The 23,532-nt window shown below is 46.9% G+C and carries 18 protein-coding genes and 2 tRNA genes; 12 read left to right on the forward strand and 8 right to left on the reverse strand.

Annotation, left to right across the window (positions count from 1 at the left end; all coding sequences use genetic code 11):
• Positions 1-132: 132 nt before the first annotated feature.
• Positions 133-207 (reverse strand) — tRNA-Arg (locus Y697_RS07200).
• Positions 208-395: 188 nt separating this feature from the next.
• Between Y697_RS07200 and Y697_RS07205 the strand changes: the two genes are divergently transcribed.
• Both Y697_RS07205 and Y697_RS07210 read left to right on the forward strand, forming a co-directional pair.
• Positions 396-1,253 (forward strand): pseudouridine-5'-phosphate glycosidase, encoded by an 858-nt coding sequence (locus Y697_RS07205; RefSeq protein WP_121550969.1) that lies wholly within the window; start codon positions 396-398, stop codon positions 1,251-1,253.
• Complete coding sequence (locus tag Y697_RS07210; RefSeq protein WP_121550970.1) at positions 1,250-2,680, forward strand: amidohydrolase; 1,431 nt, start codon at positions 1,250-1,252, stop codon at positions 2,678-2,680. The genes Y697_RS07205 and Y697_RS07210 overlap by 4 nt, the downstream gene beginning before the upstream one ends.
• Positions 2,681-2,844: 164 nt before the next feature.
• Here the strand turns inward: Y697_RS07210 and Y697_RS07215 are convergent.
• A tRNA-Ile gene (locus tag Y697_RS07215) sits at positions 2,845-2,922 on the reverse strand.
• Positions 2,923-2,984: 62 nt separating this feature from the next.
• On the opposite strand from Y697_RS07215, the gene Y697_RS14660 reads away from it, so the two are divergent.
• The gene (locus tag Y697_RS14660) at positions 2,985-3,158 is read left to right on the forward strand and encodes a hypothetical protein (protein ID WP_183083755.1); all 174 of its coding nucleotides are present in this window, start codon (positions 2,985-2,987) and stop codon (positions 3,156-3,158) included.
• 21 nt (positions 3,159-3,179) lie between these two features.
• On the opposite strand, the gene mnmG is transcribed toward Y697_RS14660, so the two are convergent.
• On the reverse strand, positions 3,180-5,066 hold the full coding sequence (gene mnmG / locus Y697_RS07220) for a tRNA uridine-5-carboxymethylaminomethyl(34) synthesis enzyme MnmG (protein ID WP_121550971.1): 1,887 nt from the start codon (positions 5,064-5,066) through the stop codon (positions 3,180-3,182).
• Positions 5,067-5,114: 48 nt separating this feature from the next.
• On the opposite strand from mnmG, the gene Y697_RS07225 reads away from it, so the two are divergent.
• From Y697_RS07225 to Y697_RS07245, 5 genes are all read left to right on the forward strand, one after another.
• Complete coding sequence (locus Y697_RS07225) at positions 5,115-6,509, forward strand: pyruvate carboxylase subunit B (RefSeq protein ID WP_121550972.1); 1,395 nt, start codon at positions 5,115-5,117, stop codon at positions 6,507-6,509.
• A 201-nt stretch (positions 6,510-6,710) separates the two neighbouring features.
• The gene (locus Y697_RS07230; protein ID WP_121550973.1) at positions 6,711-7,901 is read left to right on the forward strand and encodes a maltose ABC transporter substrate-binding protein; all 1,191 of its coding nucleotides are present in this window, start codon (positions 6,711-6,713) and stop codon (positions 7,899-7,901) included.
• Positions 7,902-7,999: 98 nt separating this feature from the next.
• Positions 8,000-9,742 (forward strand): ABC transporter permease subunit, encoded by a 1,743-nt coding sequence (locus Y697_RS07235; RefSeq protein WP_121550974.1) that lies wholly within the window; start codon positions 8,000-8,002, stop codon positions 9,740-9,742.
• Entirely contained in the window at positions 9,742-12,513 is a 2,772-nt protein-coding gene (locus tag Y697_RS07240) for an ABC transporter permease subunit (RefSeq protein ID WP_121550975.1), read from the forward strand. The genes Y697_RS07235 and Y697_RS07240 overlap by 1 nt, the downstream gene beginning before the upstream one ends.
• 248 nt (positions 12,514-12,761) lie before the next feature.
• Positions 12,762-13,973, forward strand: a complete 1,212-nt coding sequence (locus Y697_RS07245; protein WP_259462368.1) for an alkaline phosphatase family protein — start codon at positions 12,762-12,764, stop codon at positions 13,971-13,973.
• 2 nt (positions 13,974-13,975) lie between these two features.
• Here the strand turns inward: Y697_RS07245 and tsaB are convergent, their stop codons facing one another.
• The 5 genes from tsaB to hrcA are packed head-to-tail and all read right to left on the reverse strand — an operon-like array spanning position 13,976 to position 18,350.
• Entirely contained in the window at positions 13,976-14,626 is a 651-nt protein-coding gene (gene tsaB / locus Y697_RS07250; protein WP_121550977.1) for a tRNA (adenosine(37)-N6)-threonylcarbamoyltransferase complex dimerization subunit type 1 TsaB, read from the reverse strand.
• A 9-nt stretch (positions 14,627-14,635) separates the two neighbouring features.
• Positions 14,636-15,493 (reverse strand): YitT family protein, encoded by an 858-nt coding sequence (locus Y697_RS07255; protein ID WP_121550978.1) that lies wholly within the window; start codon positions 15,491-15,493, stop codon positions 14,636-14,638.
• Between the two features lies 1 nt (position 15,494).
• Positions 15,495-16,622, reverse strand: coding sequence for a molecular chaperone DnaJ (gene dnaJ, locus Y697_RS07260; RefSeq protein ID WP_121550979.1), 1,128 nt, complete (start codon positions 16,620-16,622; stop codon positions 15,495-15,497).
• 21 nt (positions 16,623-16,643) lie between these two features.
• Positions 16,644-17,294: a nucleotide exchange factor GrpE gene (locus Y697_RS07265; protein ID WP_121550980.1), complete on the reverse strand. Its 651-nt coding sequence runs from the start codon at positions 17,292-17,294 to the stop codon at positions 16,644-16,646.
• A 12-nt stretch (positions 17,295-17,306) separates the two neighbouring features.
• Positions 17,307-18,350: a heat-inducible transcriptional repressor HrcA gene (gene hrcA, locus Y697_RS07270; protein WP_121550981.1), complete on the reverse strand. Its 1,044-nt coding sequence runs from the start codon at positions 18,348-18,350 to the stop codon at positions 17,307-17,309.
• A gap of 107 nt (positions 18,351-18,457) precedes the next feature.
• Here hrcA and Y697_RS07275 point away from each other — a divergent pair, with 107 nt between their 5' ends.
• Genes Y697_RS07275 through murD form a run of 4 tightly spaced genes read left to right on the forward strand, consistent with a single transcriptional unit; the run spans position 18,458 to position 23,530 of the window.
• Positions 18,458-19,954, forward strand: coding sequence for a UDP-N-acetylmuramoyl-L-alanyl-D-glutamate--2,6-diaminopimelate ligase (locus Y697_RS07275; protein WP_121550982.1), 1,497 nt, complete (start codon positions 18,458-18,460; stop codon positions 19,952-19,954).
• The gene (gene murF / locus Y697_RS07280; RefSeq protein WP_121550983.1) at positions 19,951-21,276 is read left to right on the forward strand and encodes a UDP-N-acetylmuramoyl-tripeptide--D-alanyl-D-alanine ligase; all 1,326 of its coding nucleotides are present in this window, start codon (positions 19,951-19,953) and stop codon (positions 21,274-21,276) included. Before Y697_RS07275 ends, murF begins: the two co-directional genes overlap by 4 nt.
• Positions 21,269-22,195, forward strand: coding sequence for a phospho-N-acetylmuramoyl-pentapeptide-transferase (locus Y697_RS07285; protein WP_121550984.1), 927 nt, complete (start codon positions 21,269-21,271; stop codon positions 22,193-22,195). Before murF ends, Y697_RS07285 begins: the two co-directional genes overlap by 8 nt.
• 9 nt (positions 22,196-22,204) lie before the next feature.
• Positions 22,205-23,530 carry a UDP-N-acetylmuramoyl-L-alanine--D-glutamate ligase gene (murD, locus tag Y697_RS07290; RefSeq protein ID WP_121550985.1) on the forward strand — a complete coding sequence of 442 codons (1,326 nt, stop codon included), beginning with the start codon at positions 22,205-22,207 and terminating at the stop codon, positions 23,528-23,530.
• The last annotated feature ends 2 nt before the right edge of the window (positions 23,531-23,532 follow it).

Raw genomic sequence — 23,532 nt, forward strand, 5'->3', positions numbered from 1 at the left:
TTGAATACTTCTCAAACCCAAGCAAAGGCAAAAGACAGCATTTACGACTAATTAGCGAATCCTAAGTAGCCTTTTCGGTGTTAGTATCCGTTATGCTAATTACCAATAAAAAAGGCGAGGATAACCTCGCTCTGGTACCCCCAGAAGGAATCGAACCTTCATTTGCGGATTAGGAATCCGCCGTTCTATCCGTTGAACTATAGGGGCACAATGAGCAAATTATAGCATCACGTTTCTTCCTTTTCAATCACGTTCTGATAAAATTGATTCAGTCAGGGAGCAGGAAAGCTGCTTCGGAGATCAATTTCACTTTAGGTTGATTATCGTCATACCGATGATTTCGAAGTGAAAACCAATGCTTTCCGGTATCTCTAATTCATGAGAGGTGAACCTAGTTGAACAAAGACGTTGCACTAGAATCTACTGTCATAGCTCATGGTCTTCCTAAAGGAATAAACTTCGAGACTGCCCTGAACATGGAGAGAGCCGTAAGGGAAAACGGAGGCACTCCGAGGACTATCGGAATACTAGGTGGAGAGATAGTTGTCGGTCTCACAAATGAACAGATAAGGAAACTTGGTACGGCATCGAATGTCTTGAAAGTCGGTACTGCTGAGATCGCCTATGCGACAGCAATGAAGAGAGACGCAGCAACGACGGTAAGCGCCACTATGGCAATTTCGAGAATTAGCGGAATCTCAGTTTTTGCCACCGGAGGAATTGGCGGAGTTCATAGGGACATCGACTGGGATGTGTCTCAAGACATAATTGAACTTTCGAGAACGAGAATGATAGTGGTCTCTGCAGGCGTCAAGAGCATACTGGACGTTCCGAAAACGCTTGAGTTTCTCGAAACCTTTGGAGTAACGATAGTAGGTTACCGAACCGATTCCTTCCCCCTTTTCCACTGCTCGAAAAGCCCATACAAAATCAACTTGACGATAAGTACGCCTGAAGAGGCCGCTCAGATTCTGAAAGAAAAGGAGAGACTAGGAATTGAAGGAGGAGTGCTGGTCGCAAACCCAATACCAGAAGAAGATTCAATGGACTTTGATGAACTCAGAACCCTTATAGAATCGGCTCTTAAATCTGCAGAGACGAATGGCATTTCCGGAAAGGCGCTTACTCCATATCTTCTTGGCAGGCTGGCAGAGCTCTCAAGTGGCAAGACACTCGATGCGAATATTTCCTTGTTGATAAACAACGCCGCTCTGGGAGGTCGAATCGCCGGTAGTCTGGGAGCAGAACAATGACAGATTACTCGCTGAAAGGCGGCCTGGCTTATTCGGTGGAAGATGGAAAATACCTCCGAAGAGACTTATACATAAGTACGGGAGTTCTCTCCCCGACTCCCTCCGAAGGGGCACTGGAAATAGACATTACCGGAAAGTTCGTTTACCCGGGATTTGTAGATTCTCACGCTCACCTCATAGGTACGGGAAGAAAGAGTCTCGAAGTAAACCTAGAGGACTGCAATTCAATTGAATCACTTGCAGAAAGACTGGAAGTCGATCGTGAAGTGGTGCGGGCGCGCGGTTGGGATCAAGAAGTGCTCGGTTTCATGCCTGTAAGGGAGGTACTTGATTCCATCACAACGAGGCCCGTGATACTGACCAGAAGGTGCGGTCACATCGCCACTGTAAATTCGCCTTTGATCAAGCTCTTCAGTCTTGAAGGGCTTCACGGACTGGACGGATCCGATATCGAGCTCGGACTCCTGAAGGAGCGAGCCCTGGAGGAACTTGATCGTAAGATCAAACTGTCACCCGGAGAAGTGGAAAGGGCAATTCACGCAGGAACGCAAGCCTTCCTCAAGTACGGAGTAACAGCTGTTCACAGCGACGATTATCACGGAATCGATTACGAACTGCTTATGCAAAGCCTCTCCAGTACAACTAATATGAGGATTTACGAGAAGTTCTGTGTATCAAAAGAAGAACAACTTGACTTGATCAAGCTTGGGCAGCAATTCGAAACCCCTTTCTTCAATCTTAGAGCCGCAAAGCTGTATCTTGACGGCTCCCTCGGTGCACGAACAGCGGCGATGATCTCACCTTATCACGATTCCCCTGCCGAAAGGGGAGTCTTATATATGACCGCCGATGAGTTAAGAGTAATTGTTAAGAAAGCCGACAGAGAGGGAATCCAGGTTTGCGTCCATGTGATAGGGGATCGGGCGCTTGAAGAGGCTTTGAAAGCCTTCGAAGGTTCGGTAAGCGAGTCGTTGAAGCACAGATTGATTCATGTCCAAATTGCTTCTGAAGAACAAATAAAACGGATGGCAGATCAAAAGCTAACGGCCTCGATTCAGCCGATATTTGCTGATTCCGACAGAATCATCGCACCTGAGAGATTCGGTCCGCTCCGCATGAAAGACGCCTACCCATTCGGAAAGCTGAGAGACATGGGAGTGACACTCGCAATATCAACCGACTCCCCTGTTGAGGGCACTTCAGTGATTCGCAATCTCACTTCGGCCGACAGATTTTTTTCAAGAAGAGATAGCATCCAGATGTACAGTTCAAATGGACATATTCTCGCAAACAACACCGATTCAATTTCCCTCAAATATGGGGATAGGGCAGACCTATTTGTAATAAATGTCGACTTACTGAAGGCAACTCAAGATACTCCCGCAGAAATGACCTTTGTTGACGGGAGGTTGGTTTACAGACTTTGAACAAAAACGGGCTCCGGAATCAAAGTCCGTATTCTACATAAATAATTCTTCATCTTTATTTACGATTAGTCACTTATATGTTAAATTTAAGCAAACTATCTTGAAGAATAGCAGTAAAACTGCTAGAATTAGTACAGAAAAAGGCGGCATATAGCCGCCATGTCTGGTGGGCTCGGGTGGAGTCGAACCACCGACCGCCCGGTTATGAGCCGGAAGCTCTAACCAAACTGAGCTACGAGCCCAGGCACAGAATTGATTATAATATTCCTCATGGCTTGTGTCAAGAGGTTCAGGAGATGGTCCAATGCTAAACAGCAGCTCTGTGGGTCTTCAGATATCTGCAGATCCGGTTCAGGAAATGACTGTGAAGTATCCTCGAGTTCTTGTGATAAAAGCCGCATTTTCTCTTTTGAAAGACGGAAAGGCGATTGAACATAGAGATCTGGAGAAAACACTGCAGACCTTGCTATCGGGATAAGATTCGAACTTGGCTTTGAACTTACGATTTCTTCTTGCGTTTGATGTGAAATGAAAGATTCATTATGTCGGAGGGTGTCAAGCCCGGGATCCTCGTTGCCTGACCTATAGAAGCAGGTCTGGTCTTTTTCAGTTTCTCTCTTCCTTCGGTTGAAAGATTGGAAACTTTATCATAATCGAGATCTGCGGGAATAAGATCCTCATCGATTTCTTCAAGTCTCCGGACCTCCTCCTTAAGCCTTTCTACATAACCGCGGTATTTGATCTCTATCTCCACCTGTTCGATCACATCATCATCGAGAATCGGTTCGGGATCATATACCGAGATATCTCTGTAACAGACGCCAGCCCTCTTCATCAATGCTGAAAACTTCGTGGCAAAATCCAGTCTTGTGCTTCCCTTGCTCAGCAGCATCTGATTCAGACCTTCGGACGGCCTAACCGTCGTCTTGTCAAGCCTGTCAAGCTGCGCTTTTATCTCCAGTGTCGATCTGACCACTTTTTCTCTAAACCACTTTGGAATCAGGCCATATCTCCAACCATACTCCGAGAGCCTAATGTGAGCGTTATCATGCCTTAGAAGCAATCTATATTCTGCCCTGGATGTGAGCAATCTATAAGGTTCATCAACTCCTTTAGTTACAAGGTCGTCGATCATGACACCAATATAAGCTTCTGAGCGGCCGAGAACGAGCTGCTTCTCTCCCATCAATTTCGCAGATGCATTTATGCCTGCTATCAGCCCCTGTCCTGCCGCCTCTTCATAGCCACTGGTACCATTCACCTGACCGGCGAAATAAAGATTCTCGACCCGTTTGCTCTCAAGTGTGGAAAAGAGCTGAGTCGGATCTATATAATCGTATTCCACTGCATAAGCAGGCCTGACTATCTCAGCTCTCTCAAGTCCCGGGATCGTCCTTATCATCTCCAGCTGAGTTTCATAGGGAAGGCTTGTGGAAAGGCCATTCAAATAGCATTCGTCACTCAGGGCGCTTTCAGGTTCGATGAAAAGCTGGTGGCTTTCTTTAGAAGAGAATTTGATTACTTTGTCCTCTATTGAGGGACAGTATCGCGGCCCTCTGGAATCGATAAGTTTAACATCACCATATAGCGGAGAGAAGTGAAGATCTCTCCTGATGATGTCATGAGTTCTTTCATTTGTCCTGGTGATCCAGCACGGATGCTCGTCGCCAAGAACGAATGGCTCAGAGAAATACGAGAAGGCCAGCGGACTCTCGGCTGTTCCCTGACGTTCCATCCTGCTGAAATCGATGGACCTACCCGCGATTCTTGCGGGAGTACCGGTTTTGAAGCGTCTCACTTCGAATCCTATCGACTTAAGAGAATTAGTCAATTCTGTGGCGGGGAACTCGCCCAGCCGGCCGGCCGGGAATTCATGCGGCCCAATGAATATCTTCCCACCCAAGAATGTGCCGGAAGAGAGTATCACTGAGCGGGCAGAATATCTGAGCCCGAAGTGAGTCACTACACTCGTAACACGACCCTTCTCGGTTTCAATAGCCTTCACGATTCCACTCTGCAACTGGAGGTTTTCCTGCATTTCCAGCGCTCTTTTCATAATCTGGCTGTATCTGTTCTTGTCCACCTGCGCTCTCAACGCCCTAACGGCAGCTCCTTTACTGGTGTTAAGAACCCGAATGTTGAGTGATGCCCGATCGGTCGATTTTGCCATCTCTCCGCCAAGAACGTCGACCTCTCTCACAACAACCCCTTTCGCCGGACCTCCCATTGCCGGATTGCACGGAGTCCATCCAACGGTATCAAGGTTGATATTTAGAACAAGTGTTCTCATACCCATCCTGGCACTGACAAGAGCAGCTTCAATTCCTGCATGGCCGGCACCTATGACAATTATGTCGAATTCGTAATCTCTTTTATTTGATCGCATAACATCACTCCTCTATCATTGTATTGTACACAGAGAGGAGGCACTAAATTGAGAAAAGTCTGTTTCGTTGATACTACGATGAGGGACGCTCATCAGTCACTTCTGGCCACAAGGGTCACAACTAGCGAATTAGCGAAGATTGCCCCTCTTGTCGATCAAGTGGGTTACCATGCCGTTGAAGTCTGGGGTGGAGCGACCTTCGACTCCTGCGTGAGATACCTTGATGAAGATCCCTGGGAACGACTCGATGTCCTTAAGGAGAAATTCAAAAAGACGAAGCTTCAAATGCTTCTCAGGGGACAGAATCTACTGGGTTACAGGAACTACGCGGACGATGTTGTGGAACTCTTCGTGAAGACTATGTCAAAACATGGCATAGATGTCGTAAGAATCTTCGATGCTCTCAACGACTTCAGAAATCTCGAACAATCAGCAAAAGCAATTAAGGCAAGTGGGATGCATCTCCAGGTGGCAATGTCATACACAACCAGCCCCGTTCACAATATCGACTATTTCGTGGAGATATCCGATGAAGCCGTGGAGCTTGGCGCAGACTCCCTTTGCATAAAGGACATGGCCGGCCTCTTGAAACCTGGAACGGCAACCACGCTTGTGAACGAGATTAAGAAGAGACATCCAATCCCTCTGGAAGTGCATTCTCATTTCACTACGGGAATCGCAGACATGACTTATCTAAAGAGTGCAGAGGCCGGAGCTGATATTCTCGATACCGCGACCTCTTCAATGGGATTTGGAACTTCACAGCCCGGTGTTGAAAGTATCTGGACGGCTTTGCACGATGTCGGGCTTGCAGATCGACCCGACTATCCGCTCCTGAAAGAGATAAACGACTACTTTGCCGGTGTTAGGAGAAACCACAGTGGTACCGACGCTGGCTTCACGATAAACACCTCAGTATTGGAGAATCAGATTCCCGGAGGAATGTACTCCAATCTGATCAATCAGCTTAAATCACAGAATATGAGTGACAAATTCGAAGAGGTTCTTGATGAGGTACCGAGAGTCCGCGCCGATCTCGGATATCCCCCACTAGTAACTCCAACGTCTCAGATAGTAGGTGTTCAGGCAGTCTTAAATGTGATGAACAAAGAGAGATACAAAACCATAACGAAAGAAGTCGAGAGATATATAAAGGGCTTCTACGGCTCTCCACCTGCAGAAATTGAGAAATCCTTGAAATCCCGTGTCATGGGAGTCGAAGAGTCGATTTCACACAGACCTGGCGACACTCTCGATCTCGAAGTGGAAAAGGGCAGGAGCGAGCTAGGTCTTTTGGCACAAAATGATGAAGACCTTCTGATCTACCTACTTCTTGGCGAGGTTGGGAAGAAATTCCTCGCTCAAAGATACCAAAACTCATTACGGGTCGACTTTGACGTTGCGAAAGACTTCAAAGAGGGAATAACTGTATATCCGGTTTGATTTGTAGTATTAACAATATTTACCTGAGCTGACGCACCTTTAGAGCTATTGGCGGAACATTAACAAGGATTGGACGCCTTCACGAGGAATGAAGGCGTCTTTTTATTCCGTAGCAGCAGTAACACAGCTTAAATAAAACGGAACTTTCTGATACAATTTATTCAGGGAGTACCCCTATTCTACTAAAGGAGGGTTCTAAAGATGAGAAAGCTTACAGCTGTTCTTGTTTTGCTAATTGTGATGTTGTCGTTTGTAAGCGCAAAACTGGTAATTTGGTCCTCGGAAAATCAGATTCCGGCACTTGAGAAGCTCGCCGCCGATTTCGAAAGCGACTATGGCATCCAAGTGGAGATTCAGCAGGTAAATTTTGGAGACATAAAGTCTAAGTTCCTCACAGCGGCTCCTGCCGGAGAGGGTCCCGATATTATTGTCGGTGCCCACGATTGGGTCGGGGAGCTTGCGATCAACGGTCTTATAGAACCAATTCCATTTCTTCCCGAGGCCGATCAATATTACGATGTTGCACTAGATGCATTTAGCTACGGTGGAAACCTCTACGGTGTCCCCTATACTGTTGAAGCGATTGCAATCATCTACAACAAGGATCTAGTATTTGAAGCACCGAAAACAATCTCAGAGCTCGAAGAACTGGCTTTCGAAGCTTCAGACGATGAAGTCGTGGGCTTGATCTACGCAGTTGGAGATTTCTATCACTCTGCTCCTTTCATACTGGGAAGAGGCGGCTATATCTTCAAGGAAACCGCTGCGGGCCTTGATGTAACCGATATTGGCCTGAACAATGAGGGCGCGGTTGCGGGCGGAAACCTAATAAAGTCTTGGTTCGACGAAGGTCTAATCCCTGGCGGTCCAAATTACAACCTTATGGACTCTTTGTTCAAAGACGGACTGGCCGCATTCATCGTTAACGGTATATGGGCGACCCCAAGCTACCGTGATACAGGTATCGACTACGCTATTCTTCCTTTCAGCGAAATCACATTCGATGACGGTACAACTCCGAGACCATTCGTCGGAGTACAGGGCTTCATGATAAACTCGAAGTCTTCAAGCAAACTTGAAGCCACTGAGTTCGTAGTAAACTACATAGGGAGCTTCGACGGTCAGTACGGCATGTTCCTCGGGGAAAGAAGGGGAACTGCAAGGGCAGACGTCTTCTCCTTCATTGAAGCCGACGCAGGTCCAGAGCTTTATGACGTTCTTCAGTTCTCTAAGAGCGCTTCCGTAGGAACCCCAATGCCTAACGTGCCCGAGATGGCTAGCGTATGGGGAGCCATGGCAGACGCACTCGGACTTGTAATCAACGGACAGGATACCGTGGAAAATGCTTTCAATTCGGCAGTTGAGAAGATAAAGACCACTATAGGAAACTAACTAGTATTACTTTTCGTATAGTTCGCATCTCTAAACTTGGTTAGGCTGAGCGCGGGTTACCTCCCGCGCTTTGGTTCTAATTGCCTGGAGGGATTACCTTGAGTGTAAGGCGATTTGTAATCTTTCTCTTTCTTCTCGCCATTCTTGCAATATTCAATGCCTTTTCTTTGTGGAGCATATATCTGCTGTACGCCGATGGAAATTTTGGTTTGATGGTCACTATGGTCGTCTTGACCTTGCTCATCGACATAATCGCTTTGAATCCGAAGGGTTATCCGTACAGATACATGATTCCCGCTATGATCCTACTCTTCATCCTCACCCTATATCCGATGTATTACACATTCAGAACTGCCTTCACAAATTACGGGACCGGACATCTCTTCACCAGGCAACAGTCGATTCAGAAACTTCTCAGTGATTACTTCTACATCCCTGAGAATCCAGAGGAATTCGAGTTCTCGATTTATATTGAACTCGATAACTACAATCCGACAGACAGATTCATCACTTTGCTCAATTCCAAGGAAAACGGGAGCCTGTTTGCCGCTCCGCGTCCCCAGGCAATCAGTAGAGACGCCGAGGGCAACATATCGCTTGCGACAGCCAAGATGTATGAGGTAAGCGGGGACAGCTTCTCGATTGGGAGCGTCAACTACACTCTATCAAGATCCCCAGACGACAGGATACTCGCAATCCGGGCAGATTCCGGTGAGCGGTTCATATACTTCTATTCTCCTCAGGACAGTTCTACGAGGCCAAACGCATCATTCTATTTCAGTGAAATAAGAGGAATTTGGCTGCGAAATGCGGAGTTCACTGACAGTGAGGGGAATCAAGTAAGGCTGTTCCCAAACTCTCTCTACACTACCTTTGCAACAACGGAAAGGAAATACGCTTTGAGGGCCGAAACGACCTTCTCGGCTGGAAGAGCCGTTCAGGAGACCGTTGTGTATAACAGACAGACAGAGAGAACTCTCGTTGAAGAAGGTGGGTTCTTCTACGATATAGACGAAAACGGCAATGAGTTCGCCGTTGAGGGATACATATCGGATGTCGGCTTCTGGAATTTCGTGAGGATGTTCCAAGACCCCAAGATAAGCGGTCCGTTCTTTCAGGTCTTTGGTTGGACCTTCACCTGGGCGGGTTTGAGTGTGCTCTTCTCATTCACAATTGGGCTCGCTCTAGCTATTACGCTAAACGATCGAAGACTGAAGGGGAAAAAAATATACAGAACACTGCTAATAATTCCCTGGGCCGTACCCGCGTTCATTTCCGCTCTGGTATGGCGCAACGGTTTCTTCAACGAGACCTATGGTGTGCTGAACAGGTTCATAGTCCAGGGGCTATTCGGGATGGAACCCATAAAGTGGTTGAACGATGCCTTCTGGGCGAAAGTCTCTGTCTTGCTGGTCAACACCTGGCTGGGATTTCCTTACATGATGACTGTTAGCCTGGGAGCTCTTCAGAGCATACCGGAAGAGTTTTATGAGGCTTCCTCGATAGATGGTGCAACGAAATTCCAGCGATTCAGAAAGATCACCTTCCCCCTGCTTATGGTTACCATTGCTCCTTTACTTGTTGGTAGCTTCGCATTCAACTTCAACAACTTCACGGGAATCTATCTTGTTACGCAGGGTGGTCCGGCCATTGTGGGAGCTTCGACACCGGCGGGAGCAACGGATATCCTGATCTCATACACATTCAAGCTGGCCTTTGAGGGGAGAGGTCAGGATTTCGGTTTTGCAAGCGCTATCTCAATAATCATATTCATAATCGTAGCAGGCTTCAGCTGGATAAACTTCAAACTATCCGGTTCCTTTGAAGAGGTGAGCAGATAATGGCCGTTGAGAGAGGGAAATATTGGCTAAGACACATCGTCTTGATCGTCATCGTTGTGGTGGTCCTCTTCCCAATGGTCTGGCTCGTAAGCACATCGATAAGGAGAGATCAGGCAGCATTCTCATCGAACCTCTTCTCCAGCAGGGTTACTTTCCAGCACTACAGAAATCTCCTCTTTCCAGAGAGAAGTGTGGGAAGGTTAATTCTCGATCTGCAAAGCGCCACATACGCCACCGGAGATTACAGGGGAAGAAGTCAGGAGGACCTGAAGAAAACTGTGGAGAGGTATCTCGCCAAGTTCGACTCACTAATGGATGAAAGTGTTGACAAGGTTGCTGCAGTCGAAGAAGGCACGACCTCTATAGAGAATGCATTGATAGATAAGGAAAGCAAAATCATTGAGGAAATGAACGAACTGAGACTCAAAGACAAGAACCTTTTCGAAGAAAGGCTGAAAGAGATCGGCGATGTCGGTGAAGTTAAGACAGCATATGCGATCGGCGAAATCCTTCAAACGACGTCCCCATCTCTGGAGGGGGACTATCGATTCTATCTGGATTTGCTTGGTGAGAGAGCAGCCCCGATCTCTGATTCTCTTGAAAGATACAGGGAACTCTATGATGAAGTCTTTGTTCACAGGAACGAGACACTGAGCGCAATCGAGACTCTCGAGTTTGAGAATAAAGTCGAAGTAGTCCATTCCCTGGAGTCAATTCAAAACTACATATCTCTCTCTGAAATAGATTACTCGGAATGGAGAAAGGTTGAATGGCTAAGAGTAATAAACAGATATCTCAGGGACGTTGAATCATCGCTGCCAGAAGACAGGGCCGCTGAGTTGAGTCGAACTAGAACAAGTCTCTACGATTCTTTCAAGTCGGCAGGTGAGGCTTGGGAAGCTGCAACAGCGGCTGCTGAAAGCGTATCTGAGGAGTTGTCCTCTCTTGCAGGAGAAGCTTTTGGAGCAAAATACTATGAATACATCGAGGCAAACGAAAGGCTGTCGGTTGTGGAGAGCAAAATAGAGTCGGCTAAAAAGTCACTTGTCGTCTCAGAATCTGCATTGGCAGAGCTGGAAGACTCGCTGCAGGTTGCCATGCCTACACTGGTATCGGAAACGAGAAAGCTGTCTGCTTTGATTCTTCCACTGCAAATCGTAATCTCGAAGGGTATCGAAAACCGAACAGCCGTCACAGAAGCTAAACTCACGGCTTCATTGAATGAGGTTATTTTTGCAAGGGAGACCATCGATACTGTTCAAGGACAGTTATCGGAAATGGAGAATGTCCGGGAACTGTCGGCAGTTCTTTCCGAACTGTCAGGAGAAATGGCCTGGTTCTCAGACAACAGAGAAACTCTTTCAAGCGCCTCAGGAAACTCTGAAGTCTCAAATGGGATAGATGTAATAAATACCGCTCTTTCGAATCTCTCGCGTATCCTTCCGGTACTAAAGGCTAGTGTCTCGGAGTACGTTGAAGTCTCAGAAAACACAACAGAACTCAGGGCGGAACTGAAATCTTTGGAAGAGGAAAGCGAGCTTCTCGATGAAAAGATCTCCTCACTTCAGGAAGAAGCAGACATAGCAGAGGATGAATACGCAAAGGCTCTGGAAGCGATAAACGTAAGAACGGCCATGTTGTCTGTGGAAGAGGAGATCAACTCGCTGGATGAAGCCAGAGATTATGTACTGAGTCTCACAGATGTTTTGAATGACTATTTCAAAATAAGGTCTTCAAACCGCTACAGGGCACTTGCCTGGTACGATGATTTTGCCAGGGCTAACGTGGAGGCAAAAGAGGGAACAGACCTGTTGAATCAGCTGATTTCCAGCATGAGGTCTATGAAGTATGAACTCGCTTTGAAGGTAAACAACTACATAGATCTTAGATTTCTCGGAACTTCAGTAACGCTGGAAGACTTCGGAAAGATGCAGGAGACGTACAATTCCCTCTTTCAACAAGTAAACGCCAAATACCAGCGTGCCTCCAGGCTTATATCCGATCTGATCGAGAAACCTGCCTCTTATTCATCTTCATACTCCGAAGATTTGAGAGAGATAGACAAGGCCCTTTTCAGAACCAATCAGATCTGGGCTCAAAAGGAGAGTACCTACTTTTATTTTGTCAGATGGCTGTTGAATTCGGTAATCGTTGCTCTGTCCGTGTCGCTCATCAGCGTCGCTGTTGCCTCTCTTGCAGCCTATCCGTTCAGCAGGATGCGATTCCGTGGAAGAAAACAGGGGCTACTCGGTCTGCTGTTGATCCAGATGTTCCCGACGATAATGTTCATGGTTGCACTATACGCATTGCTACAGTTCATGGGGAGCGTGATTCCCTTCCTGGGGCTTAACACACTCGGTGGGCTAATTTTCGCTTATTCCGGCGGAATAGCCTTCAACATCTGGCTGATCAAGGGGTATTATGACACAATCTCAAACTCGCTCGAAGAGGCCGCAATGATCGATGGGGCCACAAAATTCCAGGCCTTTTCAAAGGTGATTTTGCCGCTTGCCAGACCGATTCTGGCTGTTGTGGCTATTCTTACATTTATGAACATCTTCAACGAGTATTTGATTGCCAGGATACTCCTCCAGGATATGAACAAATGGACTTACGCGGTAGGGCTCTGGCAGTTTTCGGGAAGATTCGAGACAAGCTGGGGTCCATTCACTGCAGCGGCTCTCATCGGGGCAGTTCCGATGGTGATCTTCTTCCTGGTGTTACAGGATTACATCGTTGGAGGGCTTACACAAGGAGGAGTGAAAGAGTAGTTTCACTCGACGTGTTCTTCCCTGCAGACATATAATGAATCAGCAATGACGAATTCTGAGCCCTTTCCGGCTGTAAGGCCGGAATCGGGCTCTTTCACAAGAGCAGTTTCGAAGACAAGTGCTGGTTCTGCGTTTGTCTGTAAAAAAGCCGAGGCAGAGATCGTATATAATTGTAGAAATGATTATGAACCCAAGCCAATATTGATTTTCGGAAACAAGCATTTCTTAACGAGTCTCGCCTTGCTTTGGTGTGCAAAGAGTGGAAGGAGTTTCCAATGGAGTTCATCTATCCACGATACGACAATAATTCTATAGTAAACCTATCGGCGGCTATTCTTAAGCATTTCGGTGCTGAGATACCCTCAGGGGTGAAGGGGTACTCTTTCACTGAGAACGGACTGAGTCTTGAAGGAATAGAGAAGCTTGCCGTGTTCGTCGTAGATGCAGTCGGTTACTTCAATCTCTTGAAAGTGCTTGAGAGCAACCGCTTCAAATACTTCACCAGAGAGGACGTGAGAATGCTTACATCAGTCTTTCCTTCGACCACTTCGAGCGCTCTCACCTCGATATTCACAGCATCGGTACCGGGAGAACACGGAATACTGGGTTACCTGCAAAATATACCTGAGTACGGCGGGCTTGTTAATATGATCGAATTGACTCCTTACACTCAGGACAGAGACAATCTAACCAGACTGGGCTTCGATCCTCTTAAGTACAATCAGAGACCAACCGTCTTTGAATCTCTTAAAGAAGTGGGAGTAAGAGGATACCACCTTACTTCGAAGAGCTTCGTGAACACAGGCTTGACGAGGATGCATTCGCGCGGAGGTATAGCACGGGGCGTTCACGGCCTCGGCGATATGTTTGAAGAGTTAGATGGCATTCTTTCATCGGAAGAAGGTTCAAACTTGACCATCGTCTACTGGGGACTTATCGACACATACGGGCACAGATACGGACCAAACTCCCTGTCGTATATTTCAGAGACCGCACTACTGCTCTCCGCAATTGAAAGGTTTTTCCAAGAGAGGGTTCAACAAAACACGGCTTTCTTAATCACGGCCGATCACGGTCAGCTTGAGACCCCCTGGGAACACGAGATCTGGTGGTCAAAGTTCGATCCTGTCTTTGAGGAGATGTACTCGATGCCCGGAGGCGAGCAACGGATGTCTTACATCTATTCTCTCGACAGAGAAAGGACCAGGATGAAGATGGAAGAGGAGTTTGGAGACTATGTAGAGATTATAGAACCATCGGGAATAAATGAGATTAAGCTCTTTGGAAAACCTCTGACTAATACTCTCAGAAAGAGAAGAGGTGAGTTGATAACTATCTCTAAGGGCGATTATTCGTTGTGTTTCAAATACACCGGGCAGGAACACTCTCTCAAAGGGAGGCACGGGGGACTGACTCCTGAGGAAATGTTTGTTCCACTGATTCTTCTGAGAAAAGACTAATGTTATCCTTCGGACTTCTTCTCCCAGTTTATCTCGGCTATTGACTTCTGAAGATATATCGGCTCCAAACTGGAGTACTTTATTGTATCCCCGCCAGAGAACTTCTCGACCGCAACGTCCCTCATTACAGAGGGATCGCAACGCTCCACATGACTAATTCTGAAGCCGTCAAATTCAGGATCCATATCGCCATCTAGGAAGAGCTCGATCTCTGAAGCATCGATTCGGGATACGAGTTCTGCGGTACTTGTGAAACTCGTCGCTCCAAACGGAATTCCCTTTCTGTACTCTCTCCAGTAATAGTGCCCCTCTCTTCCACGTCTCAAGACAACGAATCTCTCGCTATCGATCGGCCTTGCAAGAATGTCAAGAGAGTTGAACTGGACGGTGGGAAGATCAAAGGGAAAGGCCATTCCTTTTGCCGTTGAGATACCGACCCTCAGTCCCGTTAGCGAACCGGGCCCTACCCCAACTCCAATAAAATCGAGTTCCGAGGCCTTGAGATTCAAGTTGTCTATTGACTGTTTAATAATTACGGCCAGCATCGAGCCGTATCTGTCGACCTCTTGCGCTTTTATATCAATAACTGCCCTGCCATTACTGACAGAGAGAAGAAGGGTTCTTGAAGAAGTGTCGAAACATATGTACCTCATCGCATCTCCTCAATTGAGATTCTTGAAGCCCTCACCGAAGACTTCAGAATTGTTTACAATTATCACAAAGGCCCGTTTGTCTGTAGCTTTCACAATGTGCCTCAACTGTCCGATCTCTCTCCGCCTTATCGAAACCATAAGGACCGGCCTCTCCTCGCCGGAGAAACCACCGGTGGCCTTAAGCATTGTCGTACCGCGCTCCATCTCTTTGATGATTCGATTCTTGATCGCTTCACTTTCCTTGCTTATCACAAAGGCCGTCCTGGTGTTCCCCACACCCTCGATTATTCCGTCTATTGTCTTGCTAGTGGTGAAAATCGTGATAATTCCGTACATAGCCGCAATTGGGCCGAACACAACGACCGCAAGCATGGTTATTAACGAATCGCTTATCAGTAGACCCGTACCGGTACTGAAGCCCAGATACTTGGAGAATATCATGGCAAGGATATCCGTACCACCGGTCGAGGCCCCTCGCCAGAGAACCAAACCCATTCCCGCGCCTGCAATTACACCGCCGTAGATTGCCACTAGAAGAAACCCATCTTGAGTCGTAGAGGCATCGAAAACGGGGAATTTCATTCTCTGAAGGATATCGACACTCAAGGACATTAGAACCGCAGAGTATATTGACTTTATTCCAAAACCCACTCCCAGAATCACGAAGGCAAGAAGAAAGAGAGCGATGTTGTACACAAACATCTGGGCGCCCACCCAGAGTCCAAAGACCCTGAAAACAATTATTGCCAGCCCACTAACCCCACCGGCAATGATGTTGTTTGGGATCATGAATGACACTATTGATACTGCGGTCAGTACTGATCCGACCGTGATCAGAAAGTAATCAAGAAAAGTCTTCCTGCTCAATTCAATCTACAACCCTCGAATTCTTGAGCTTTGCAATTTGCTGTAGAAGTTTCTTCTCCTTGCTTGAAGGTTTGCCAATATTGACTCTTACAGTTACCAGGAGATCTCCGCGCCTACCTCCAGATACACTGGGAACGCCGAGATTCTTCATTCTGAAGACCGTGTTGGGACTTGTCCCCGCCGGGACTTTTAGGGTCTCCGTTCCTCCCTCGGGAAGCTGAACCTCTGACGTGGTACCCAGAGCCGCTTCAACATAGTCTATCTCTTTGCTGACATAAAGATCATTCCCGCTACGCCTAAATTCTGTGGGCATTTCGACCCTCACACTGACGTAAAGATCGCCATACGGGCCTCCATTCTGTCCTGCATTCCCATGACCACCAATCCTTAGGGTTGCACCATTTTCAACACCGGCGGGAATAGTCACACTGACCTTGTGTCTCTCCTTCTCAAAGCCTCTTCCACCGCAAACACCACATCGCTTGTCTATTATTCTTCCTGAACCATTGCAGGTGTTGCAGGCATGAGTATTGCTGAACATACCAAAGAATGATCTATGCTCTTCCTTCACGTAACCGCTGCCGTTACACGTAGGACAGGTTCTATAACTTGTGCCACCCTCTGCACCCGTTCCGTTACAGCTTTGACAGACCTTGTTCCTGTCGTACTCGAGAACTACTTTCTTCCCCAGGATTACGTCTCTCAGCTCAATAACGACCGACGCGTGAATATCCTCTCCCCTGACCGCTCTCGGACCCTGAGATCTGCTCGTAGCACCGGATCTGTTTCCTCCAAAGAAAACGTCGAAGACATCCTGGAAATCCCCAAAGATGTCATCGAAACTCCCTCCGGCATTACCCGGAGTCCTCCCCGAACCGCGGCTGAAGGAAGAGGGGTCGCCAACATATCCGAAACGGTCGAACATTGCCCTCTTTTCCTTGTCGGAGAGAACCTCATACGCCTCCTGGATTTCTTTGAACTTCGATTCTGCATCCTTCTTACTGGATCCCTTATAGGCGTCAGGATGCCATTCCTTGACCAGTTTCCTGTAGGCCTTTCTTATATCTTCATCGGAAGCGTTTCGAGAGACTCCGAGAATCTCATAATAATCTTTTCTTGACTGAGCCATCTATATCACCACCGAAGGCTCTCATTCGAACTCGGAAGAGTTGTTTACGGCAACAACGACTCTAGCAGGCTTGAGAACCTTACCATTCAATTTATATCCGCTTTTCACAACACCAAACACGGCCATGTCCGGAACCTCTTCTGAAGAAACGGTCCCCTCGACCTCATGGGAAAAGGGGTCAAAGGGCTTACCGATCTCGGGGATTATTAGGGAGAGCCCTTCGTCAAACATTAGCCGCTCGATAGATTTGTGAATCAATCTGATACCCGAGACTAGACCCTCGCTTGAATCTTCTGTGTTTTCCAGGGCACGTCCAAGATTATCGTATACATCTATTAGTTTGAGAATCGTCCTCTCTTTGTGTCTCTTTGAATTCTCTTCAGACTCTCGAATCAGGGCATTTCTGTAGTTGATGAATTCCGCTCTAAGTCTCGCATTCTCTTCCTTAAGAGCTCTTATCTCATTCTTCAAAACTTCTGACTCGTCTATCTCTGACTCTTCTACAGAGGCATTTGGCTTTTCATCGCTCACTTCTTGGGCATCCTTCATTCCTTCTATTTCTGACTCTTCGCGGACTTCGGATTCCTGTATCTTGTTCTCTCCAAGTCTTTCTTTCTCATCGAATTCCTTTCTGATTTCTTCAAGATTCTTCTCGTCTCTGTCTTGCATCATATTGCTTTCCTCCTATCTATTCGAAAAAACCTCTGATAATCTATTTATTGAAAAGCTCAAGTACGCGTTTATCTTCTCGTAGTAGGTCAGCTTTGGCGAAATAATGAAGACATATCCTATCTTCTCATTCTTTCTTGTATATGGGGAGGCAAATACTGCGAAGTTCTTTAGTTCATCCCTTCCAACTTCATCGCCTATGAAGACCCTGTAATCATCAAATTCACCAAAGGAACTCAGCAACAACTCAAGATTCCTCGGATTTTCGACAGATTTTACCAGCCCAGAGATATCTGAAGAATCTAGATGGTCGTTCGAAATAATGAACTCGAGGCCGTACTTGTAGTACTTCTCTTCGTCTTCCTTCTCAAAAATGCTCTGTAAGAAGTGTATAATATCCTGCAATCTTCTGTCGTGCCACTGGTCGTATCTAAGCTCGACATTCTTGATTCCCTTTCTTATCTCACCGATCGTCTTTCCCACAACGGCCATATTTACGTACTTCTGAAAACTCGAAATATCGAAATCGCTGGTTCCCACAAAGACAGTAGTATTGAGGCTGACTCCAAGATCGGTGACTATTGACACATTGAGGTAGCCATCGGTTATCTTCGAAATCGCTACGCTGTTAACAAGTAAGCTATCAAACTTGGGTTTCTCAATCACCACGAATCCCGACACGGCACGGGCAAGTATCCTTGTCATCCCCTGCAAGAGATGCTCCACATCACCGACAATGCTTGTCTGTCTTATAGCTATCGCAACATTGCTTTCCTGAAGATCATCCGTGATAGTCCTTACCGAATCAAGGTAGAACCTAAACCCCTTGTCCGTCAGAACACGGCCCGCAGAGGTGTGCGGCTGGTATATGTATCCGAGAAACTCGAGTTTTCTCATATCATTTCTTACTGTTGCAGAACTGAACTTGAGATTAGAGTGCTCCAGAACCTGCTTAGAACTCACAGGTTTTCCAGAAGAGATGTATTCTCTAGAAACGCAGTATAGCACCCTTATCTGCCTGGGATTCAGTTCTGGGCCACCTGTTCGTTTTTTCGACACTTAGCACTCCCTCCCATAGACTGCTAATAAATGTTACCATATGCCGCCTCTGTTGTCAACTTCAGAGACCGATGATACAATCAATAAGAGCGAAAGGGGTGTGATCAATGAGGTTATCTCAGGTCATAGAACTCCTCGGCAACAGTGTTCTTCAGGTGGTGAATCCCGGCAACATCGATCCGGAATTTGATCATATTGAGAGTGACTCAAGGGTTCTTAGAGAGAAAAACCTCTTCATATGCATCAAGGGCACGAGTTTCGATTCACATCTGATTGCGAGGGAACTTCAGAGGAAGGGCGCGGTCGCTTTGATTGCGGAAATGCCGATAGAAGACGAGGAAGTGAGTGTTCCTGTTGTTTATGTTAAGAGTTCTCGTTTTGTAGAGGCATTGCTTACCATGGAAGAGTACAGCCATCCTTACAGAAAGCTAACCACTATCGGTGTAACTGGCACAAACGGGAAGACAACCATCACGACCCTGATCTACCATGTTCTCTCTTCATTTGAAAGAAAGGCATCATTGATAGGCACCGTAAGAAATGTTGTGGGTGAAAGTATATATTCGAACCCAAAAAACACGACTCCCGGGCCCGTTGAACTGGCGAAACTTCTCCAGCTTTCCGCCAAGATGAAGAGCGAGTATTTCATAATGGAGGTCTCTTCTCACTCGCTTTCAATGAACAGGGTAGAGGGAATGCGCTTCGATGTTGGAATAATAAGCAACGTGACCAGAGATCACCTGGATTTTCACCCCACCTTTGACGACTACTACAGGTCTAAAATGAGGATGTTCTCTTTGTTGAAGGCAAATGGTATCGCCATCGCAAATGGTGACAAGGTGAACATTGCAGACATCCACATTGCCAGAAACAGAATCACTACTTACGGTTTTGGCGATGAGTCGGATTACAGGATCGAGAATCTGGATATTTCGCGAACGGGAATGGATTTTACGATACAAACTCCTTACGGCTCCTCGCACAGAATATATTCGAGACTGATTGGAGAACACAATGCTTACAACATTGCGGCCGCCATTGCCGCTCTAAATTCACTTAATTACGACCTTGATCACATAGCAAAAGCAATCTCCTCTTTTGGAGGCGTCCCTGGAAGATTCGAGTTTGTCGAGGAAGCAACTAAATACGGCTTCGATGTTGTAATTGACTTCGCGCATACGCCAGACGCTATGGAAAAACTTCTGAAAACTGCCAGAAGGCTGACTCCGGGAAGGCTAATTCTTGTCTTTGGAGCCGGTGGTTCGGCCGACAAAGGAAAGCGGCCGTTGATGGCAGGGGTCTCTTCGAAATTCAGTGACGTGGTTATTCTAACTTCCGACGATCCAAAGCTTGATGACCCTGTAGAAATTCTCCAGGATCTTGAAAGCGGTGTGGACAAGTTCAAGCCGTATCTGGTCATTCCCGACAGACGGGAGGCAATATCAGTTGCACTTACGCTGGCGAACCGCCAGGATATGGTTTTGATAGCCGGACGCGGTCATGAAGACTTTCAGATTCTACGCGACAGAAAGGTTCCCTTCAACGACAAACTTGTAGTGAAGGACATACTTGAGAGTAAGTTCCGGAGGCACATTAAGAAGTGACACCGAAATCGGCGGTTGAAGAGTTTTTGATTCACACAGAAGAGAGACCGATAGTAATTGATTCAAGAAGAGTGTCGGACGGTGATGTCTTCGTGGGGCTGGAGGGCGAACGTGTGGACGGTAACGACTTCGTTGACGAAGCCCTTTCGGCAGGAGCTTTCCTGGTCTTCGCTAATAGGTCATCTGCAAGCAGTAGAGTAATAACGGTTGACGATACTAAAGAACTATTGATGGAAGCGGCGAGAAAAGTCCTGTCTCGAGCAAAACTCAAGAGCAGGATCGGAATCACTGGTTCCAACGGGAAGACCACAACGAAGGAGATAACGGCGCATCTTCTTTCAAAACTTGGAAAGACCTTCAAAACGGCCGGTAACTTGAACACTGAAATTGGGCTGCCTTTGTCGCTACTCGAAAACAGGAGAAGGCTCCTCTCATCTCAATATGGAGTCTTCGAATTCGGGACAAGTGCTAGGGGAGACATAAAGAGACTTGTCGATCTGGTGGAACCAGATCTTTGCGTACTTCTCAACGTCGGAACTGCTCATGTGGGGAACTTCAAACACCCAGAAGAACTGCTGCTGGAGAAGCTCTCAATATTCGATTCGAGAAGGCTTTCCAAAGCAATACTGGGAGGGTGTGATGAAAGGCTTAGAGAGTTTGCCGCCAGCTTAACGGTCGAGAAAGCCCTCTTTGGAAGAAGTGACGCCGACTTTTCCATAATTGACTTCTCATACGACGGGTGCGACACGATGCTACACTTCGACTGTCAAGGTGATCGTTTTGCCAGACTAAAAGGCGTTTGGAGCTATGGCCAGCTAATGGATCTTGGTGCCGCTTATCTTGTGACACTGTTTGCGGGCCTCCCCGAGCCTTCTATCTTCCTTAATGACTTCAGATTACCTTTCAAGGACAGATTTTCTGTCGAGACTCTCCATGGAATCACCCTGATAAGTGATTTCTACAATAGCAGCCTCGAATCCTGGGAATCGGCATTGCTATCGATTGAGAAACTCCGGCACTTAAGGAAGATCGCGGTTGCAGGTTCAATACTAGAACAGGGTAAAGAGGAGACGCGAACTCATGAGAAACTTGGAAAGCTCTTGAAGAGTTTCGACAAAACGGTCCTGTTCAATCAGGACAAAGCAATCGAAGGGGCTTCAAAGAATATTGAGCCTTCCCTGGTGAGCAGCGAAATTAAGGAAGTGGCTTCCTGGCTACAAAGAAACGTCATGCCAGGAGATCTGATCTTCTTCAAAGCCTCAAGAGCAGTAGCTCTGGAGAGAGTTTACGAATCATTTCTGGAGCTGATTCGAAATGCCTAAAGAAGCCTTCTCCTTTCTTCTGACCTTCCTGTTGAGCGCACTTGCCATCGAACCCTTCAAGAGATACCAGCGAAGGAAGAGGATCGGTCAATATATTCGAGAGGAAGGGCCGGATCTTCACAATTACAAAACCGGAACGCCCACGGCGGCGGGGATCATTCTCCTTCCCATCGCGCTCGCTGTAGCTTTGATCTTTTCCTTCAGAGTCGAGATCCTGATCGTGATACTCTCCGGCGTGCTCTTTGGCATTATTGGACTTGTAGACGACCTTTCGAAGATCGTTAAGAAGAACGCGTCTGGCCTGAGCGGCAGAAAGAAACTACTGCTGCAGTTGTTGTCGGCCTCTATAATTGTCTTTCTTATCCAGCTTGTCAATCCGCACACTTACATGGCGCTTCCGCTTCTCGGGAAGATTGACTTCGGTTTTGCCTACTATCCTATCTCGGCAGTAATAATAGCTGGAATGAGCAATGCAGTTAACCTCTCTGATGGAGTTGACGGACTTGCCGGTTCGATGTTTATTTTCTCACTTGCTCCGATGCTCATGCTTCCTGTCTGGCAAAACGGAATAATCGCACCGATTTGCGGTGCTCTCGCAGGGTTTCTATGGCACAACTGGTTTCCAGCCACTGTTTTTATGGGAGATACCGGATCGATAGGATTGGGTGGAATGATAGCTGTCATGTTTTCCGTGGACGGCCGGGAAGGCTATCTCCTCTTCTTTGGCATGATGTTCCTTGTCGAGATGTTCAGCGTCATCATCCAAGTTTTTTCCTTTAAAATCTTTGGAAAGAGGGTGTTCAAAATGTCTCCCATACACCATCACTTCGAACTTTCAAACTGGAAAGAAAGTAAAATTGCCTTCAGATTTTCGTTGATCGCTTTCATTGGAGCAGTCTTTGGACTGCTCACCTGGTAGGTGCGTTTGATGCTGAAAGGTAAGATCGGGTTCGTGGGATTCGGGATATCTAATCAGAAGCTCCTAACTACTTTTGTTGAACAAAGGGATCCACTAGCTCTGTTTGTTTCCGACAGTGGCACTATAGTGCCAGAAGCAAAGACGCTCATGAAAGAACATTCTATAGAATTTGAAGAGGATGGGCATACAGATAAGCTGTATGAGTGCGATTCTTTCATCGTTTCACCCGGCGTTTCACCCTTTTCCGAAGTTGGCAGTAGAATAATCAACTCGGGCAAGTACTTTACGACCGAGCTTGAAGTCTCTCTAGACAGACTGTGGTCGAAGCCCAGGGGAACCGTGATAGGTATTACCGGAACAAATGGAAAATCTACAACCGTAACTATGTTAAACCACATCATCTCCGGAAAGAGACGAAAGGTCTTTCAGGGAGGAAATCTGGGAGATCCTCTTGCCGGAATTGCAGGCGAAGACTTCGATTACTACGTTCTCGAAGTCAGTTCATTTCAGCTTAGATGGTTTGCAGAGGAGCAGAAGCGTTTTCATCTCTCTGCGATCATAAATCTGGGAGAAGACCATCTCGACTACCATAAAGGCATCGATGATTACTTCAAATCCAAGCTCCGGCTTGCAAAAATGACCGAGGGTGTGACTCTTCTTCCAGAGAGAATTCTAGATAGTCATAAAGAGTCTCTTGCCGGCTGCAAGCTTCGATTGTTTTCGATGTCGGACTCGGGAGACGATACTTTCGACAGGGAAAACTTGAGAATCTCCGGTGCAGAGTTCAAGACGGCAGATCTTCCATACCTCGGTCTACATAACTTCGAGAATACACTGGTAGTTCTGATGATCTCACAACTCATCGGCCTATCGGCCGAAGATGTTTTCCAAGAGCTGAAAAGCTACTCTTTTCTCTCTCACAGGCTCGAGCTAGTAAGAGAGTTTGAAGGTGTGAAGTACTACGACGATTCGAAGGCGACCAACGCCCACGCAGTCAGTGCCGCTCTGAGAAATTTCGAACTGTCGAAAACAATTCTGATTCTCGGGGGTCAGGAGAAAGATGAGACATATGTCGAGTTGATCGAACAGTTAGGTCAACTGAAACACGTTGTCATGATGGGAACCTCAATGAGGACATTATCTGCTAAACTTCAAATGAGGGGAATCCCCTTTTCTGATGCGGGGAACATGGCCGACGCAGTTTCCATAAGCAAACGGATTTCCCAAGACGGCGATTGCGTGGTTCTGAGCCCGGCAGGGTCTAGCTTCGATCTTTACAGGAATTACGGAGAGAGAGGTAATCATTTCAGAGAGATTGTAAACGCATTGGAGTGATC

It is taken from the genome of Mesotoga sp. BH458_6_3_2_1, from assembly GCF_003664995.1.
In the GTDB taxonomy this organism is placed as follows: domain Bacteria; phylum Thermotogota; class Thermotogae; order Petrotogales; family Kosmotogaceae; genus Mesotoga.

Excerpts from the sequence above, each read along its gene's own strand:
- tsaB (WP_121550977.1), bottom strand. The coding sequence starts at position 14,626 with ATGAGGTACATATGTTTCGACACTTCTTCAAGAACCCTTCTTCTCTCT.
- mnmG (WP_121550971.1), bottom strand. The coding sequence starts at position 5,066 with ATGCGATCAAATAAAAGAGATTACGAATTCGACATAATTGTCATAGGT.
- murD (WP_121550985.1), top strand. The coding sequence starts at position 22,205 with ATGCTGAAAGGTAAGATCGGGTTCGTGGGATTCGGGATATCTAATCAG.
- Y697_RS14660 (WP_183083755.1), top strand. The coding sequence starts at position 2,985 with ATGCTAAACAGCAGCTCTGTGGGTCTTCAGATATCTGCAGATCCGGTT.
- Y697_RS07210 (WP_121550970.1), top strand. The coding sequence starts at position 1,250 with ATGACAGATTACTCGCTGAAAGGCGGCCTGGCTTATTCGGTGGAAGAT.
- Y697_RS07275 (WP_121550982.1), top strand. The coding sequence starts at position 18,458 with ATGAGGTTATCTCAGGTCATAGAACTCCTCGGCAACAGTGTTCTTCAG.
- Y697_RS07240 (WP_121550975.1), top strand. The coding sequence starts at position 9,742 with ATGGCCGTTGAGAGAGGGAAATATTGGCTAAGACACATCGTCTTGATC.
- Y697_RS07265 (WP_121550980.1), bottom strand. The coding sequence starts at position 17,294 with ATGATGCAAGACAGAGACGAGAAGAATCTTGAAGAAATCAGAAAGGAA.
- Y697_RS07230 (WP_121550973.1), top strand. The coding sequence starts at position 6,711 with ATGAGAAAGCTTACAGCTGTTCTTGTTTTGCTAATTGTGATGTTGTCG.
- dnaJ (WP_121550979.1), bottom strand. The coding sequence starts at position 16,622 with ATGGCTCAGTCAAGAAAAGATTATTATGAGATTCTCGGAGTCTCTCGA.
- Y697_RS07285 (WP_121550984.1), top strand. The coding sequence starts at position 21,269 with ATGCCTAAAGAAGCCTTCTCCTTTCTTCTGACCTTCCTGTTGAGCGCA.